Genomic DNA, 16,804 nt, shown 5'->3' on the forward strand with positions numbered 1-16,804 from the left:
CGGACGACCGGGCCTCATGTCCGCGCAGGTGCGAGCACAATGTCGAACGTGACGCGGGACCACGTGTCGTCCCCGAGATCGCGCCCGTCCGGCGTGGGTGTGCCGGCCGGTTGCTCGACGAAGTCCTTGATCAGCGAGTCCTTCACGCCGAACACGGAATCCCGGTCCAGTAGCTCGTCTCCGCTCACGAAGATGTGAGTGATCAACGTGCGTTTGCCGTCTGCGGTGACCATGAAGTGCAGGTGCGACGCGCGCATGGGTGATCGCCCGACGGCGTCGAGCATCCGGCCTACCGGGCCGTCGTGAGGAATGGGATACGGGGTCGGAGTGAGGCCCCAGAATGCGTATCGCCCCTCGGCGTCGGAGAACAGATGCCCGCGCGCAGCCACTCGTCCGTCGGAGTACTGCACGTCGTAGAAGCCGTCGTCGTCCGCTTCCCAGACTTCGATCCGCGCGTTCGGTACCGGCTTGCCGTCGGTGTCGGTCACGGTGCCCTCGACCCAACATGCCTGTCCCGGTGCGCCTCCGGAGATGTCACCGCCCGGGGGAGTGGCGGGTGCGTCGTCGACGAAGAAGGGCCCGAACACAGTCGCTTCCGTCTCGTGGGCGACGGCCTCGTTGTTGACCGTGACGGTCTGCATGGACGCACCGAAGACATCGGAGAGAAGAATGAATTCTTGTCGTTTGTCGTCGGTGATGTGCCCGACCCGAGTGAGGAACTCGATGGCGGTATTCCACTCCTCCTGAGTCAGGCGCACGTCACGTATGAAGGCGTGCAGGTGCTCGGTGAGCGACGTGAGCACGTCTCGCAGCCGAGGATCGGGCGCGTCGGCGAAGCTGGCGACGACCTTGTCCGTCAGCTCGCGTTCTCTCTGCTGCTGTTCGATCGACGTTTCGGTCATCGGGTGGCCTCCAGATCCGTCGACGTTCCCGCCCATGCGTCATGCAACAGAGCGGTCAACGACTCGGCGGTCACCGGTCGCGGGTTGGACGGGGGGACCGCCTCGAGAACGAGGTTCGCGGCGTCCGGTAGGTCCTTCTCGTTCAGACCGTAATCGCGAAGCGCGCGAGGAGCATCGAGGTCGGCGCGAAGTGATGCCAGGCCTTCTACCGCTGTCGCCGTGGAGAGGGCGGCGGCGATGCGCCTCTCGGCAACCGTTGCGTAGGGAGCGTTGAACTCGAGTACGTGTTGCAGAACCACGGCGTGGGTCTGGGCATGAGGCATGTCGTACGCCCCACCGAGGACATGGCAGATCTTGTGGTGCAGACCCGAACCGGCCGAGGCGAATGCCACGGCCGACAGGTAGGCCCCGTACAGAGTCTGCTCGTGGCCGTCCTGACTCGTGGAGTCCCGCTTGATGTGTCGTAGTCCGCCCGACAGTGCGCTGATGGCCTCGACGGCCAGTGTCGAGTTGATCGGGTCGGCCCGCGGCGCCCACATCGAATCGATCGAATGTGCCAGGGCGTTGAGACCCGACGCGACGCTCAGCTCCACCGGAAGCGTGAGTAGCGACATGACGTCGTAGATGACGGTCGTGGGGAGAACCCGCGCGTCGACACCCGTCGTCTTCCGTGACGCCTCCGTCATGCCCCAGACGTTCGTGGCCTCGGATCCCGCATAGGTCGTCGGAATGGCGACGATCGGTATCCCGGTGGTGAGGGCCACCGCCTTGGCGAGGCCGGTGGTCGAACCGCCACCGATACTGACCAGGAGGTCGACGTCGTGGTCAGCGGCCGCGGCACGCGCCTTCTCGGCTTTCTCGACCGGAACATGCGGTGCGACGTCGGAGTACATCAACCGCGGGGTGATCGATCGACAAACCTCGACGGCCAACTCGGCCTCCGCGGGTCCGGCGATCACCATGACGGAGTTCGAGCGCAGTCGCTCGACCTCCGAGGCGAGGTTGGATGCAGCTCGTCCTGCGCCGAACAGAACTCGTTGAGCGAGTGTGTCGTGGTCGAACTCGAGCACGGGTGCCTCCTGATGTCGTGGGAGTTCGGTCAGGATGCCGGTCGCGGCGTGGGCTGGTACGCCAGGAGAAGCCACGAGCCGTTCTCGCGCACCCACACGGCGATGCAGTTGTTGACCAGGTCCTTGTCCTTGCCGTTCGCAGTGATGCTCGCGTTCATCTCGCCGACCACGATCGCGGTGTCCCCGGACACCAGAACGTCGTCGGTGGGGTGGTCGATGCGGTGATAGACGTAGAACCCGGATTCCACCTTCTCCAGATACGACGCTACGGAATCGCGGCTTCCGTCGGAGTGGGTGTACACGAGATCGGGGTGGCACAAGCTACGGAAGGTGTCGAAGTCACCGTCGACCACTGCCTGGTAGCGGCGGTCCTCGAGGTCGAGTATCTCGGCCTTGACCGTGTCGATGTCCAGTACCCGGGGTTCGGTCATGGGGTTCTCCTAGAAGTCGTGCGGCCGAAACGATGCCGATGGTTGTCGACGTTATGGATCCGACCGACAAGTGTCAACTGTCACAGAACACCCGATTTCTGCCGCGTTCACCTCGCAGAGACAGGCCGACGATCTCCGTCCCGACGAACAACTTCAGAAAACTGCACTACAGATGCCATACGAACTGGTGAGAGTGACTGGTTACCCAAGCTCCTTGACAAGTGACTCAACGCACAGTTCAATCAGCACAGGACACGACATGCAGCGTTACTGGACACGCGTTCGTCGGAGCTCGACTCACTCACTCGCTCGATCAACGGAGACTTCTCGTGACATCAGACGATCAGTCGGGCACCGGCCCGCCGCCGGCCGGAGGACTTGTCAGGTCCGCCATGAGCGGACGCGCTCGGGGTGCTGTCGCGATAGGCATCGCCACGGTCGTGCTGTTCGTCATCAGCGCGATCGTGGCACCTCAAAGCGTCAGCGGTGGAGCCATTTCCGCGATGCTGCCCTTCGCGGCCATCCTGGCGGTCGTCGCCATCGGTCAGACGCTCGTCGTACAGCAGGGCGGTATCGACCTGTCCGTGCCGGGCGTCTTCTCGTTGTCCGTCGTCGTCGTCACCAAGGTGGCGAGCAGCGGGACGACGGGAGCGATCGTGATGGCACTGGTTGCAGCATTGGTCATCGCGGCGGGTGCCGGAGCAGTATCCGGTTTCGTCGTGGCGCGTTTCGACGTCGCTCCCATCGTGGCGACTCTCGGTGTCAACGCACTGTTGATCGGGGCCACCTGGGCGGTGTCCGGCGGAGCCGCTCGCCGTACCCCGAACGGTCTGTCCGACGTCATCGGATCCTCGTTCGCCGGCATTCCCGTGACCGTGCTGGTCGCAGTCGCTCTGACCGTCGTCGTCGGACTGTTCGTGCGGCTCACACCGTCGGGACGCAAATTCGAAGCCGTGGGTGCCAGTCCCCGCGTCGCCACCGCCGCAGGCATCAGGCCGCTCGGATACACCCTGAGCGCGTACTCCGGCGCGGCGGTTCTCTACGCGATCGCCGGAATCCTGTTGACAGGCATCGTGAACACACCGGGCATCACCGAGGGCAACACGTATCTGCTGCCGTCCGTCGCCGCCGTGGTCCTCGGCGGTACGTCGCTCCTCGGGGGCAAGGGCAGCGTGCTCGCCTCCTTGATCGCAGCGCTCTTCTTCACCCAGGTCGACCGTCTCGCGTCGACCCTCGGGCTCAGCTACGGCTGGCAGATCGTGATCCAGGCACTCGCTCTGGGTCTCGGCGTGGCCTTCCACAGCGGTCTGAATCCCGGGGTCCTCCGCAGACGCCGCACCGAAACAGCACCACGAGATCTGGTGTCGTCCGAGTGACACGACCGACCGCCGAACCGCTCACCCGCAACTCGAGGACGAATGCGATGACGTACAGAAACTCAGCCACCCGAGCACTGACGCTCGCCTGCGCCGTATCCATGGTGGCCGGCTGCTCGGTCGGCGGATTCGACACCGTGTCCGCCGACGAACCCCGGCCGACTTGGTGCGGCCCCGACTCCGCCATCATCGGCTTCGCCGACGGTAGCGGCGGAAACAGTTGGAAGAGAACCAACATCGAGGAGCTGAAGGACGAACTCGCCAAGTGCTCGTCGGTGACGGACTTCATCACCACGGACGCTCAGGGCGACACCCAGAAGGCGATCGCCGATATCAAGAGTCTCGGGGCCCAGGGCGTCGACGGCATGTTGGTGTTCCCCGATTCCGGTAAAGCGGTACTGCCCGCACTCCGCTACGAGTACAAGTCGGGAGTCGCCGTGGTTCCGTACCGTGTCTCTCCCGGCGGCTCGGAGGGGTCGGAGTACACGACGTTCGTCGCCGCGGACTTCAACGAGATCGGCCGGATCTACGGTGAATGGCTGGTCGAGTCGTTGCCGAACGGTGAAGGCAACGTCCTCTTCCTCGGTGGGCCACCCGCGAACTCGCAGGATCTCGCGGAATACGAGGGACTGCAGCAGGTTCTGGTCGATCATCCGGGAATCAAGCTGATCGGTGACCAGCCGTTCACAGTCACCAACTGGACTCCCGCAGAGACCCAGCAGGCTACGTCGACCATGCTGTCGCGCTTCCCCCAGATCGATGCGGTGATGACCGACTTCGCCGCCACCAGCATCTTGACCGCATTCCAACAGGCCGGTCGGCCACTGCCACTGTTGGCATCGGCGGATGTGAACGGATTGTCGTGCCAGTACGAGCAGTTGAAGGACGCGAATCCGGAGTTCCAGCTGTTGACCGTCACATCACAGACCTACATGGTGCGACTGGCTGTGCAGCACGTGGTGGCGGAGGCCACCGGAGGAGTCGCTCCCGAGTCGAAGATCGACGTGCCGAGGGCCTTCGAGGACTCGATCAGCGGTACTCCCTCCGCACCCGTATGCGACCCGACACTCCCCGAGGATGCCCTCCTCTCCAGCTCGCTCGATCCGCAACGTATCGGAGAGGTACTCCAGTGACCGACATGATCCATGCGAACTCCGCCACCCTGGCCACCCCGTATCTGCAGGTTCGCGGAGTCGGGATGACCTTCGGACCCGTCACCGCTCTGTCCGGCGTCGACATCGACGTCGTGCCCGGCCAGGTTCATGCCCTGCTCGGTGAGAACGGTGCCGGCAAATCCACACTCATGTCGATCATCTCCGGGACACTCACGCCCACATCGGGTTCGGTGAGTGTCGGTGGGATAGAGCGCACGGGTCTGACACCGGCCGAAGCACTGGAACTGGGAATCTCGATCGTCCATCAGACTCCGGCCCTGCTGCCTGACCTGACGGTCTCCGAGAACATGGCACTCGCCATTCCTCGCAGTCTCCGGCCGTCCGTCTTCGAGATCGGTCCCTGGGTCACCGAGAAGTTGGCCGCCGTGGGGTGCGTCGTCCACCCGGACACCAAGTGTGGTGATCTGCCGATCGCCGAGCGTCAGTTGATCGAGATCGCGAAAGCCCTTGCCACCGAGACCAAAGTGCTCATTCTCGACGAGCCCACGGCGCCGTTGGTCCAGGACAAGGTCGACCTTCTGTTCGAGCGGGTACGCAGTGTGGCTGCTGCGGGGGTGGCCGTCGTCTACATCACGCACCGCATCCCCGAGGTCCGAGAGTTGGCCGACACCATGACGATCCTGCGCGACGGACGCGTGCGCGGATCCTACGACCCGCAGACGCTGACGGACGACGAGATCATCACCCTCATCGCCGGACGCGACGTCGACGCGGTGTTTCCTCCGAAGCGACAAGGCCCGGCCGGTGACGGCCTGGTCGTCGACGCGCTGTCCGGCAGAGACTTCGACGACATCTCGTTCTCGGTCGGTGCGGGGGAGATCGTCGGACTTGCCGGCGTCGCCGGCAACGGGCAGGTGTCCCTCCTCCGTGCGCTCGCCGGTCTGACGCCGTCGACCGGTTCCGTCCGCCTGGGCGGTACCGAATTGTCGTTGACTTCCTCCGCGAACGCCCACAGAGCAGGAGTCGCCTTCATGCCTGCCGATCGTGCGGGCGAAGGTGTCCTTTCCGAGTTCTCGATTCGCGAGAACGCCGCGCTCGGAGCTTTCGGTCGCTTCCTGCGGAACGGCATCATCGATCGCGGCCGCGAGAGCCGGCTGACCACCGAGATGTCCTCGGCTCTGACCGTGAAGGCGCCGAGCGTCGAGACGCTGGTCGGAAACTTGTCCGGTGGTAATCAGCAGAAGGTGGTCCTGGCCAGAGCGCTTCTGGCACAGCCCACCCTGATTCTCGCCGAGGAACCCACGCAGGGTGTCGACGCCGGTGCACGCGCCGAGATCTACGCTCAGTTGCGGGCGGCCGCCGACGACGGCATGGCCGTCGTGGTCCTGTCCTCGGACGCACTGGAACTCGAGGGTCTCTGCGACCGTGTCCTCGTGATCTCACGCGGAACCATCGTCGAATCGCTGAGCGGTGACGACCTCACCGAACGCAACATGATGTCCGCGATGGTCTCGTCCACGGGACATCGAACCGAGAAATCCGAGTCCGACGACGCACGCGGCAGGGGATCCGTTGCGACGGCGCCGAGCCGTGTCGCACGATCCCTCCCGAGCTACATCCTTCTGGGGGCAGTAGTCCTGCTGGCGTTGATCGCGACCACACAGAACGTCCGCTTCCTGGGCGAGGCCAACATCTCGTCGATACTGCTCACGACAACTGCCCTGGGTTTCATCGCGCTGGGCCAAATGCTGGTGGTGATGACGGGCGGGATCGACCTGTCTGTCGGCCCTCTGACCGGACTCGTCCTGGTGATCATGTCGTTCTTCTGGTACGACGGCGCGTCGGTGACCCGGTTGCTCGGCGGCATCGTCATCGCGGTCGCCGCGGCGATCGTCGTCGGTGCGATCAACGGTGGTCTCATCCGCGGATTGAAGTTCACGGCCGTAGCCGCAACGTTGGTGACCTACATCGGTATCCAGGGTGTGTCGCTGCTGCTCCGCCCCGAGATCGACGGATACGTCGACTTCACCATTCTCGACGTCATCAACTACAGCCTCGGCCCTGTCCCTGTCGCCTCCGTGATAGTGGTGCTCGCCGCCGTCGGCCTCGCTGTCGCGTTGCGGTACGCACGGCCCGGTATCGCGTTGCGCGCCTCCGGATCGAACGCGTCCATCGCGGAGAAGTTCGGCGTCCGGACCGGCGTCACCGTCACCGCGGCGTACGTGGGGTGCTCGTTGCTGACCATGCTCGGCGGCATCATGCTGGTCGGCCAGGTGGGCGTGGGCGACCCCAATCAGGGGATCACCTTCACCCTTGCCAGCATCACGGCCGTCGTCGTTGCCGGAACGTTGCTGCGCGGTGGTAGCGGTTCTCCGATCGCTGTGCTGTTGGGAGCGCTTCTTCTGCAGGTGATCCTGGCGATGGCGAACTTCCTGCGGCTCGGCACAGCGTGGCAGTACTGGCTGCAGGGCGGGATCGTCATCATCGCGGCCGTGCTCTACATCGGCCTACAGAAGCGCCAGGCAACCCGTCACCACTGACACCGCACCCCACTCGATATTTCCCGAAAGGCATGTGACGTGAAAGCACTCAGATTTGTCGCAGAGAACACGGCCGAGGTCCAGAACATCGACGTTCCGCAGATCGCCGCCGACGAGGTTCTCATCGCGGCCCGATCCGTCGGTGTGTGCCATTCCGACATCGAACTGCTCGAAGGTCGGTACATCATTCCGTTCGAGTATCCCGTCATCCCCGGGCACGAGTGGTCCGGTGAGGTGGCGAAGGTCGGCGCGGATGTGACCGAATTCGTCGTCGGAGACCGGGTGGTCGGCGAATGCGTCATCGGTGAGGACCACTTCGGGTTCTCGATCAGTGGTGCGGCGGCGGAGTTCTTCGTCGTGAAACCTGCCTGGCTGCACAAGCTTCCGGACGAGGTGTCCTTCACCAGCGGGGCTCTGGTGGAGCCGTTCAGTTGTGGCTACTACGGGCTGATGCGCGCTGGGAACGTCAATGCCAGCGATGTGCTCGTCGTCCTCGGTGCCGGACCGATCGGCCTCGGCGTCGTCGCCGGTGCGGCAGCGCTCGGCGCCACGACCATCGTCGTCGAGCCGTCCGACGCGCGACGTGCGGCAGCGCTGGAACTCGGTGCGGCGCAAGCGGTGACACCCGAAGACGTCGAGCGTGTCCTGCGCGAGGAAAGCCGGGGACGGGGAGCCGACGTGGTCGTCGAGGCTACCGGCCGCCCGGAGGTCATGGCCACCGCGCTCGAACTCGCCGGCCACCGTGCACGGTTGGTGTACATCGGTATCGATGTCGGACGTTCCGCGCCGGCGAAGCTCGGCCTCATCCAGTCCAAGGAACTCGACATCAGGGGGGCGATCGGATCACCGGGGGTGTGGCCGGCCACCCTGCGCTTCATCGCCAGGAGCGGCATCGACCTCGGTCGACTGGTCACCCGGGAATTCTCGGCCGACGACGCGGTGACCGCACTCGCCGAGTCGCGCAAGACTGCCGAGAACATCAAGGTGCACATCACCTTCGACGCCACACTCTGACCATTCGACCGACCGAGGGACTGCTCATGCCACGCCTGCACGGAAAAATTGCGATCGTCACCGGGTCGGGGAACGGAATGGGTCGTGCGATGGCCGTTCTGTTCGCCGCCGAGGGAGCCGCCGTCGCCGTCACCGACGTCTCGGAGAAGGACGGTCTCGAGACCGTGCGCCTCATCGAACAGAGCGGAGGGCAGGCGAAATTCTGGTCGCTGGACGTGAGTTCGGAGGACTCCGTGTCCGCCGTGTTCGACGAGGTGCGCCGTCACTGGGGAAAACTCGACATCCTGGTCAACAACGCCGGGATCTCAGGAGTCGACAAGCCCACCGACGAAGTCACCGAAGCGGAATGGGACGCGGTGTTCGCCGTCGACGTGAAAGGTGTCTTCTTCTGCACCAAACATGTCATCCGACATCTGCGCGACAACGGTGGCGGAAGCATTGTCAACATCTCGTCGATCTACGGACTCGTGGGCTCGCACGAGATGGCGCCCTACCACGCAGCCAAGGGTGCCGTGACGCTCATGACCAAGAAGGATGCCGCGACGTACGGTCGTGACCACATCCGGGTCAACTCCGTGCATCCGGGAACTATTCTGACGCCGTTCGTCCGGGATCTCGCCGAGCGCAGTGAGGGCGGATTGCGCGGATATCTCGACATCATGGAGCCCAAACACCCCATCGGACATGTGGGTGAGCCGGAGGACGTGGCACAGGCGGTGTTGTTCCTGGCCAGCGACGAAGCACGCTTCGTACACGGCTCCGCGCTGGTCGTCGACGGCGGTTACACCGCCGTGTGACGCTCGGGGGGTGTCAGCGTTTCAGTGCTGGCGCCCCACGACGAACCACATCGCGATGCACGTCTCGGCGTGCGGGTTGCTGAGCCGGTGAGGGATCGACGAATCGAAATGGAGACTGTCGCCCGGCCCGAGTACCTGGCGAGCGAACGCCACCTGGATCTCGAGCTTGCCCGAGAGGATGTGGATGTACTCCTTACCGCCGTGGTTCATCAGGTTGTCCGGGGGACACGATTCCGTGTTCGGCGGATACGTCACCCGGAGGAACTCGACATTCGGATCGTCGTCGGGCGTCAGGCGTTCCCACCGCACGCCGCCCAGATAGAGCTCGGGCCGCTCGTCGGCGCGTTGGAGCCCGGGGAGTGACCCGACTTCCGGCAGCGGGACGACACGGGAAGCGGGTGCGCTTCCGAGCGCGTGACTGACGCCGTGTCGGTCGTCCTCGACCGGAGTCGGTTCGGGCTCGGCGCTTTCCATGTCGCGCGGCGCGACGTCTTCCGCCATCAGTGAGTCGAGCGACAGCCCGAGTTCGGTCACGATGGCATAGAGGGTGCCGACCGAGGGAGCTGTGCGGCCCAACTCGACCTGTGAGATGAAACTGGGGGAGAGGTTCACGCGTCGAGCCATTTCACGCAGCGACATTCCCGCGCCCTCGCGGGCCCCGCGCAACCGCAGACCCATCTGGACGTTCATCTGTGCTGCTGTGTCCGAGGTACCGACTTCGATCGCCGTGTCGCTCATCGCACGCCTCCCCTTCCAGATCCGCGGGCACTGCTGCCATGTGTGTGTCCACTGGACGCACGACGCTTGTACCTGAGTATTGCACTCGTTTCCTGTTTTATCTCTGACGAACACAGGTGCTTTGCGGTGGACATGTGCAGTGTTACTCTACAAACACAGTTGCTTGCATCACACTTCGAGCACGTCGAGGAGTCTCCTTGTCTCAGACCATGAAAGCCGCCGTGTATCACGGTGCGCGCGACATCCGCATCGAAGACGTTGCAGTCCCCGATCCTTCGAGTGGCGACGTTCTTCTCCGCGTGTTGCGGTCGGGAATATGCGGGACGGATGCCTCCGAGTGGGTCGCCGGCCCGAAGACGTTCCCCGTCACGCGCCGTCATCCCATCAGCGGGCACATCGGACCGTTGATTCTCGGACACGAGTTCGTGGGTGAAATAGTCGATGTTCCGACGGGTTCGTCCTTCGCGGTGGGTGACCTCGTGGCGACCGGCGCGGGCATCTGGTGCGGCGGATGTCAACGCTGCCTGGAGGGCCGGACGAATCAGTGCTCGACGTACAGAACACTCGGGTTGAACGTGAACGGTGGGATGGCCGAATTCGCCGCGGTACCGTCGAAGACGTTGCGCGCGTTGCCGGCCGGGCTGTCCGTGGACCATGCCGGTCTTGCTCAGCCGCTGGCAGTGGGAATCCATGCGGCCCGCAGGTCCGGCGCGCGCGACGGCGACAACGTCGTCGTCATCGGTGCCGGCGCGATCGGTTCGTTCGTCCTCGCCGGCCTGAAATACCTGGGCGACGTGAACGTCACGGTCGTCGACTTCCCGGGTCCTCGTCTCGAGCGCGCAACGCGGCTCGGGGCCGATCGCACCCTCGGCGCATCGGACGACATCGCCGCCGACGTCGTCGAGGCGCTGGGCGGCAAGCCCGATGTCGTGATCGAAGCGAGCGGTGCACCGGGCCAGCTGGTGTCCGCGCTGCAGATGGTCACCGACGGCGGGCGCGTTCTCGCCGTCGGCATCCCCAAGGAGAAGCCTGCTCTCGACATGCACTCGATCGTGTTCCGCGAGATCACCCTCGAGAGCACATTGGCCCACGTCTGCGACACGGATCTGCCTGCCGCCCTCGACATCCTCGCGACCGGTCGGCTCGGCCGCGAACTCGCCGAGGCGCCCGTCGGGCTGTCCGACCTTCCCTCGTCCCTCGATCGTCTGTCCACAGGCCAGGTCGAGGGCAAAGTCCTGATCGACCCAGCGAAATGAGTTCACCCGTGTCAGAAGAGAACCACGCACGCACAGCACTTGTCGTCGGTGCTACCGGTATTGCAGGACAGACGGTCTCACGCCGACTCGTCGAGTCGGGATGGACCACGTACGGACTCTCCCGCGGATCGAAGAACCCCGTCGACGGCGTCATCCCCGTTGCGGGAGATCTTCTCGACCCCGAGTCCCTGGCCACGGCCCTCCAGGGCGTCGACCCCGAGATCGTCTTCATCACGGCGTGGATGAAGCAGGACTCCGAGCAGAAGAACATCGAGGTCAACAGCGCCACGGTGCGCAACGTCCTCGCGGCACTGAAAAGCAGCGGATCCGTACGGCACGTCGCGCTGCTCACCGGGCTCAAGCACTATCTGGGCCCCTTCGACGACTACGCCACCGGTGTCATGGCCGAGACGCCGTTCCACGAGAACGAGCCTCGACTGGACAGCCCGAACTTCTACTACGCGCAAGAAGATGAGCTTTTCGCTGCAGCGTCCGAGCAGAATTTCACGTGGAGCGTGCACCGCGCTCACACCGTGTTCGGCTTCGCCGTCGGTAACGCCATGAACATGGTGCTGACCCTCGGCGTCTACGCCGAGATCTGCCGCGAGAAGGGCGAACCCTTCGTGTTTCCCGGTTCGCAGACGCAGTGGGACGGCTTGACCGACATCACGGATGCCGACCTGCTGGGTGAGCAGATGATCTGGGCGGCAACCCATCCGGAAGGTGAGAACGAAGCCTTCAACATCGCGAACGGTGACGTCTTCCGGTGGCGATGGATGTGGCCGAAGATCGCCGCGGTGTTCGGCGTCGAGCCTGTCGGGTACGCAGACAGTCCCAAGCCTCTGGACGATCGCACCGAGGACGCACCGAAGATCTGGGCGGAGATCGCCGCCCGACACTCCTTGGCAGAAGACGACGTCGACCGACTGGCGTCGTGGTGGCATACGGACAGCGACCTGGGCCGCAACATCGAGTGCCTGACCGACATGACCAAGAGCCGTCAGGCGGGCTTCCTCGGATTCCGCTCGACATTCGACAGTTTCGTCGAGAAGACCGACCGGTACCGCGCCGCCTCGATCCTGCCGACGCGATGAGTGAGGCATCCTTCGCCGGGAAAGGCGCCGTCGTCACCGGAGCGGGCAGTGGAATCGGACGGGCGGTGGCCTTGCGGCTCGCCTCGGCCGGCGCGCGGGTGCTCGCCGTCGATCGTGATGGGGCGGGCGCGGAGCGTGTCGCATCGGAGTCGGTCGGCGACATCCACCCGTACCAGGCGGACGTATCCGACCACGCACAGGTCGAGGCGTACGCGAACGCCGCGACGACGCTGCTCGGTGACGTGCATCTGTTCTTCAACAACGCGGGCGTCGAGGGCGTGCACAAGTCGATCATCGACACCACGGAAGCAGAATGGCGTTCCGTCGTCGATGTCAATCTGTCGAGTATGTTCTTCGGCCTCAAGCACGTTCTGCCTCTGATTCGCAGGGCAGGCGGTGGTGCGGTGGTGAACACCGGGTCGATCCTCAGCCTGAAGGCGGCGCCCGATCGCTCGGACTACGTGGTGACCAAGCACGGCGTTCTGGGTCTGACCCGAACGGCCGCAGCGGAATCCGCTCCCTATGGCATCCGGGTCAACTGCATCTGTCCCGGACCCATCGATACCCCGCTCATGTCCCGGTCGGAAACGCTCGTCAACCCCGACGATCCGGGATTCGAACGGGAACGTTTCATGGAGGGAACGCCGCTACGCCGCTACGGCAGCGTGACCGAGATTGCGGAACTGGTCGCCTTCCTCCTCCGCGAGGATGTCGGCTATCAAACCGGCGCCGCGATCACCATCGACGGTGGCATCACCGCTGTGTGATGCACGAACGTCGACCACACCGAACACAGGAGAGAAAGATGCGCGCTGCCGTATTTCACCACCGCCACGACGTCCGAGTGGACGACGTCGCGCCGCCCGCAACGGTCGGGCCTAACGAGGTTCTGCTTCGGCCGTTCTTCTGCGGCATATGCGGAACGGACCTGCACGAGTACGCCTTCGGACCAATCGTCATTCCTACCGAGCCGCACGCGTTGACCGGCGCCAGCGCCCCGCAGATCTTCGGACACGAGTTCTCGGCCCGAGTGGTGAAACTCGGAGCGGACGTCACCTCGGTGGCGGTGGGTGACCGCGTCTCGGTGATGCCGCTGATCACGTGCGGCACGTGTTACTACTGCCGTCGCGGACTGAACCACCTGTGTGTGGTGATGGCCTGCACAGGTCTGAGCTGGGAAGGCGGCGGTATCGCCGAACTGGTCGTGGTTCAGGAGCGACAGGTATCGGTGTTGCCGGACGCTGTGAGTGACGTCCAGGGCGCGCTGATCGAACCCGCCGCGGTCGCTGCATACGGTGTCGACCGGACGGGGTTCGGTGCGGGTGACACGATTCTGATCACCGGCGCCGGACCTATCGGCGCCCTGTCGGCACTGTATGCCCATGCGGCCGGAGCCTCACGGATCTTCGTCTCCGAACCGAATGCCAAACGTCGTGCGCTGATCGAGGGGTTCGGCATCGCCGAGGTTCTCGACCCGATGGTGCAGGACGTGCCGGAGGTGGTGCGCGGACTGACCGGTGGAATCGGCGTCGACGTCGCGGCGGAATGTTCGGGCCACCAGAACGGTCTGACGGCAGCGCTGGACAGCGTGCGCTCGGCCGGCACGGTCTCGCAGGTAGGTCTGCACGTGAAACCGGCGACCATCGATCCGATGGCGCTGTCCAACAAGGACATCACCCTCGTGGGCACGTGGTGCTATCCCGTGCACGACTGGCCGCGCATCATTGCGCTGGTCGCTTCGGGCCGCTTCCCCGTGGAGAAAGTGGTCAGCGAGATCATCGACGTCGAGAATATCGTGGGCGACGGATTCGACCGACTCCTCGACCCCGAGGGTGACGCCCAGAAACTCCTGGTCCGAGTCGGCGGTGAGCCGTCATGACCACCATCGACGAAGGGCAACGAATGAATATCGGTTTCGCCGGCATCGGACGTATGGGCGCGCACATGGTCCGTCGTCTCCTCGAGGCCGGACACTCCGTGACCGCCTACGACCTGTACCTGTCCGCGGACGCCCTGCCCGGAGGATTGGAAGCGGTCACCGTCGCGTCCGGCCCGTCGGATCTGGCCCGAGCCGATGTCTCGTTCAGCATGCTCCCCGACGCCGCGGCCACCGACGACGTGCTGTTCGGCGAGGGCGGCATCGTCCCAGCCGCTGCTTCCGGCCATCTGCACGTCGTGATGGGGACGGTCGGACCCACCGCGGTCCGCGCCTTCGCCTCGCGGGCAGAGGCTGCCGGTGTCGCCGTCGTCGACGCTCCGGTGTCGGGCAGTGTCAGCCTCGCTGAGACCGGTCAGATCAGCACGATGGTGGGAGCCGATGCAGACCAGTTCAGGCGACTGCAGCCGGTGCTCGCCGCCATGACGAAGGCTCAGTTCCACACCGGGCCGGTAGGTACGGCGTCGGTGGCGAAGCTTGCCGTGAACTCGGTGCTGGCCTCGCTCAATCAAGGCATCGCAGAGGCGTTGCTCCTGGCCGAGGCCGACGGGCTGACCGCGTCGGCGTTCTACGACGTTCTCGGGTCGAGCGCAGTGGCAGCCCCGTATGTCGGATACAAACGTGACCATTTCCTGGATCCTGACGGGGCGGGTGTCGCGTTCCCGCTGTCTCTCCTGCACAAGGATGTGGGCCTGGGGTTGGAACTCGCTCGGCGCCACGACCTGAACCTTCCCCAGGCCGCGACGGTCGGGAACGTCCTGGACCGTGCGTTGGCTACTGGGCTGGGCGACAAGGACATGGCAGCCGTGCTCGAGTACCTGGGATTGTCGTACCAACCGTAGTGCTGCCTTCCGCGATGGCGATGGGTCACCCGATTCACCGCCGTCCGGATAAAATCCACCCGTGCACCGCATCTTCACCACCCCCGTCTCGTCCGTGTATCCGCTGTACGTGACCAAGGTGGAGCGCAAGGGTCGGACGAAGGACGAGCTCGACGAGGTCGTCCGCTGGCTCACGGGCTTCGACGACGCCGAGTTGGCGCAGCACCTCTCGGCGGACACGACGTTCCTCGACTTCTTCGAGGCCGCGCAGCTGAACCCGAACGCGCCGCTCATCACGGGGTCCGTGTGTGGGGTGCGGGTGGAGTCGGTGGAGGACCCGCTGATGCAGAACATCCGTCGCCTCGACAAGCTCGTCGACGAGCTCGCCAGGGGGCGACCGATGGCGAAGATCCTCCGCGCCTGATCCGCGCGCCGACCGTCAGGTGGTCGGACGCAACCGGGTCTCGAACTCGCGCTCGAGGGCGCGCCACGATTCCGCCTCCGCGTCGAACGGGGCGCTCGGTGCCATGCGTCCGTCCACTGGCTCGAGGATGTAGGAGATGAGCCAGCCGAGGGGAGTGGCCGGCGCCAGTGCCTCCTCGACGGACGCGTCCTTGGCGTAGTCGGCTGCGTCGGTGAACAGTTCGACGGCGAGGTCGAGCTGATCGGCGTCGACGGATTCCGGTCCGCGGGCCAGGTCGTCGGCGAGCCCGGGCAGCACGTACACGTTCTCGTCGGTCACCTCGACGTCGAGGGAACCGTCGACGGCAGCGGTGCGGACATCGTCGTAGGTGCTGACCGTCGTGAGGTCGTGGTCGTGATCGTCGGCCAGGTACCGGGCGAGCGCGCGTTCGCTGCCGAACACGAAGATCGCGCCGGAGCGTCCGAGGAACACCGGTTCGTCGTCGAGGTAGCAGCGCAGTGTGTAATACGTGTCCTCGGAGGTGATGATGCGGACCGGGTCGATTCCCACAGAGCCCCAGAAGGTCTCGTCCTCGTCCTCGTCGTCGGTGTCGACGGGGACAACGACTACGTCGGAGTCGTCCGAGGAGGTGTCGTCGTCCGTGTCGATGTCCTCGTCGTCCAGATCCTCTGCGTCCACGATGTTCTCGGCTGCGGCCGTGATCTCCGCATCGGCCACGGCGGTCGCCTCGGCATCGACGTCGGGAGTGGTCAGGACGGTGTCGATGGCGTCGAGGACGGCGTCCCACCCCTTCGCCACGACGGCACCGATACGGTTCCACAGCTGCGAGCCCTCACGCCCGACGAAGGCGTCGGCACCGCGGGACAGCACTCCGAGAAGCGCATTGGCAGAGAAGAAGCGAGTGACGGCATCCAGTTCGCAGACCTCGCCGAGGGTGCGTGCCATCTCGAGGGAGCGGGCCAGCTCGATGATGGAGTCCTCGTCCGGATCCCCCGCGGCGAGCTCCGGAACGCCCACGAGGTCGTAGACGTGGTCGTCGTCCGGCTCGATGTGCGCTGCGGAGAGCGCGACGACGGTGCGCCACTGCGGATGGTCGACGAGGTCGTTGTCGGTGTCGGTGCGGATGAACGCCGCCATCTCGGCCACCGACGGGAACGCGTAGAGATCGTCCTCGCGACCGAGGAAGGCCTCCCACTCCTCGCCGTCCTCACGCCACTCGGGCGCCCACAGGGTGACGAGGTCGCCGGCAGTCACACCGAGTTCGATCGGGACGATGTCTCCAGCCATGGC

16 protein-coding genes are annotated in these 16,804 nt (G+C 65.0%); 11 read left to right on the plus strand and 5 right to left on the minus strand.

Going from position 1 to position 16,804, the window contains the following annotated elements; translation table 11 throughout:
• Positions 1 to 14 precede the first annotated feature (14 nt).
• The 3 genes from HQ314_RS13955 to HQ314_RS13965 are packed head-to-tail and all read right to left on the minus strand — an operon-like array spanning position 15 to position 2,403.
• Positions 15 to 902: a dioxygenase gene (locus HQ314_RS13955; protein WP_222650353.1), complete on the minus strand. Its 888-nt coding sequence runs from the start codon at positions 900 to 902 to the stop codon at positions 15 to 17.
• The gene (locus tag HQ314_RS13960; protein ID WP_222650354.1) at positions 899 to 1,972 is read right to left on the minus strand and encodes a maleylacetate reductase; all 1,074 of its coding nucleotides are present in this window, start codon (positions 1,970 to 1,972) and stop codon (positions 899 to 901) included. The genes HQ314_RS13955 and HQ314_RS13960 overlap by 4 nt, the downstream gene beginning before the upstream one ends.
• Positions 1,973 to 2,001: 29 nt before the next feature.
• On the minus strand, positions 2,002 to 2,403 hold the full coding sequence (locus HQ314_RS13965; RefSeq protein ID WP_222650355.1) for a nuclear transport factor 2 family protein: 402 nt from the start codon (positions 2,401 to 2,403) through the stop codon (positions 2,002 to 2,004).
• Positions 2,404 to 2,795: 392 nt separating this feature from the next.
• Between HQ314_RS13965 and HQ314_RS13970 the strand changes: the two genes are divergently transcribed.
• Genes HQ314_RS13970 through HQ314_RS13990 form a run of 5 tightly spaced genes read left to right on the plus strand, consistent with a single transcriptional unit; the run spans position 2,796 to position 9,245 of the window.
• Positions 2,796 to 3,779: an ABC transporter permease gene (locus HQ314_RS13970; protein ID WP_261781654.1), complete on the plus strand. Its 984-nt coding sequence runs from the start codon at positions 2,796 to 2,798 to the stop codon at positions 3,777 to 3,779.
• Between the two features lie 47 nt (positions 3,780 to 3,826).
• A complete protein-coding gene (locus HQ314_RS13975; protein ID WP_222650357.1) occupies positions 3,827 to 4,912 on the plus strand; it encodes a substrate-binding domain-containing protein in 1,086 nt (361 codons plus the stop codon).
• Between the two features lie 5 nt (positions 4,913 to 4,917).
• Positions 4,918 to 7,434 carry an ATP-binding cassette domain-containing protein gene (locus HQ314_RS13980; protein ID WP_222650515.1) on the plus strand — a complete coding sequence of 839 codons (2,517 nt, stop codon included), beginning with the start codon at positions 4,918 to 4,920 and terminating at the stop codon, positions 7,432 to 7,434.
• A gap of 39 nt (positions 7,435 to 7,473) precedes the next feature.
• Positions 7,474 to 8,448: a zinc-binding dehydrogenase gene (locus HQ314_RS21765; protein ID WP_222650358.1), complete on the plus strand. Its 975-nt coding sequence runs from the start codon at positions 7,474 to 7,476 to the stop codon at positions 8,446 to 8,448.
• A 26-nt stretch (positions 8,449 to 8,474) separates the two neighbouring features.
• Positions 8,475 to 9,245 carry an SDR family NAD(P)-dependent oxidoreductase gene (locus HQ314_RS13990; protein ID WP_222650359.1) on the plus strand — a complete coding sequence of 257 codons (771 nt, stop codon included), beginning with the start codon at positions 8,475 to 8,477 and terminating at the stop codon, positions 9,243 to 9,245.
• 21 nt (positions 9,246 to 9,266) lie between these two features.
• On the opposite strand, the gene HQ314_RS13995 is transcribed toward HQ314_RS13990, so the two are convergent.
• Entirely contained in the window at positions 9,267 to 9,983 is a 717-nt protein-coding gene (locus HQ314_RS13995) for a helix-turn-helix domain-containing protein (protein WP_222650360.1), read from the minus strand.
• Between the two features lie 209 nt (positions 9,984 to 10,192).
• Here HQ314_RS13995 and HQ314_RS14000 point away from each other — a divergent pair, with 209 nt between their 5' ends.
• The 6 genes from HQ314_RS14000 (at position 10,193) to HQ314_RS14025 (ending at position 15,514) form a co-directional block, all read left to right on the plus strand.
• On the plus strand, positions 10,193 to 11,239 hold the full coding sequence (locus HQ314_RS14000; RefSeq protein ID WP_222650361.1) for a zinc-binding dehydrogenase: 1,047 nt from the start codon (positions 10,193 to 10,195) through the stop codon (positions 11,237 to 11,239).
• 8 nt (positions 11,240 to 11,247) lie between these two features.
• Positions 11,248 to 12,333: an SDR family oxidoreductase gene (locus HQ314_RS14005; RefSeq protein WP_308119405.1), complete on the plus strand. Its 1,086-nt coding sequence runs from the start codon at positions 11,248 to 11,250 to the stop codon at positions 12,331 to 12,333.
• Positions 12,330 to 13,100: an SDR family NAD(P)-dependent oxidoreductase gene (locus tag HQ314_RS14010; RefSeq protein WP_222650363.1), complete on the plus strand. Its 771-nt coding sequence runs from the start codon at positions 12,330 to 12,332 to the stop codon at positions 13,098 to 13,100. Before HQ314_RS14005 ends, HQ314_RS14010 begins: the two co-directional genes overlap by 4 nt.
• Positions 13,101 to 13,138: 38 nt before the next feature.
• Positions 13,139 to 14,212 (plus strand): 2,3-butanediol dehydrogenase, encoded by a 1,074-nt coding sequence (locus HQ314_RS14015; RefSeq protein WP_222650364.1) that lies wholly within the window; start codon positions 13,139 to 13,141, stop codon positions 14,210 to 14,212.
• Positions 14,209 to 15,111 carry an NAD(P)-dependent oxidoreductase gene (locus HQ314_RS14020; RefSeq protein ID WP_261781655.1) on the plus strand — a complete coding sequence of 301 codons (903 nt, stop codon included), beginning with the start codon at positions 14,209 to 14,211 and terminating at the stop codon, positions 15,109 to 15,111. Before HQ314_RS14015 ends, HQ314_RS14020 begins: the two co-directional genes overlap by 4 nt.
• A 61-nt stretch (positions 15,112 to 15,172) precedes the next feature.
• Positions 15,173 to 15,514 (plus strand): DUF2200 domain-containing protein, encoded by a 342-nt coding sequence (locus HQ314_RS14025; RefSeq protein WP_222650365.1) that lies wholly within the window; start codon positions 15,173 to 15,175, stop codon positions 15,512 to 15,514.
• Between the two features lie 15 nt (positions 15,515 to 15,529).
• Here the strand turns inward: HQ314_RS14025 and HQ314_RS14030 are convergent, their stop codons facing one another.
• Positions 15,530 to 16,801: a primosomal protein gene (locus HQ314_RS14030; protein ID WP_222650367.1), complete on the minus strand. Its 1,272-nt coding sequence runs from the start codon at positions 16,799 to 16,801 to the stop codon at positions 15,530 to 15,532.
• Positions 16,802 to 16,804: the final 3 nt, after the last annotated feature.

The organism is Rhodococcus sp. BP-332 (genome assembly GCF_019836065.1).
GTDB lineage: Bacteria > Actinomycetota > Actinomycetes > Mycobacteriales > Mycobacteriaceae > Rhodococcoides.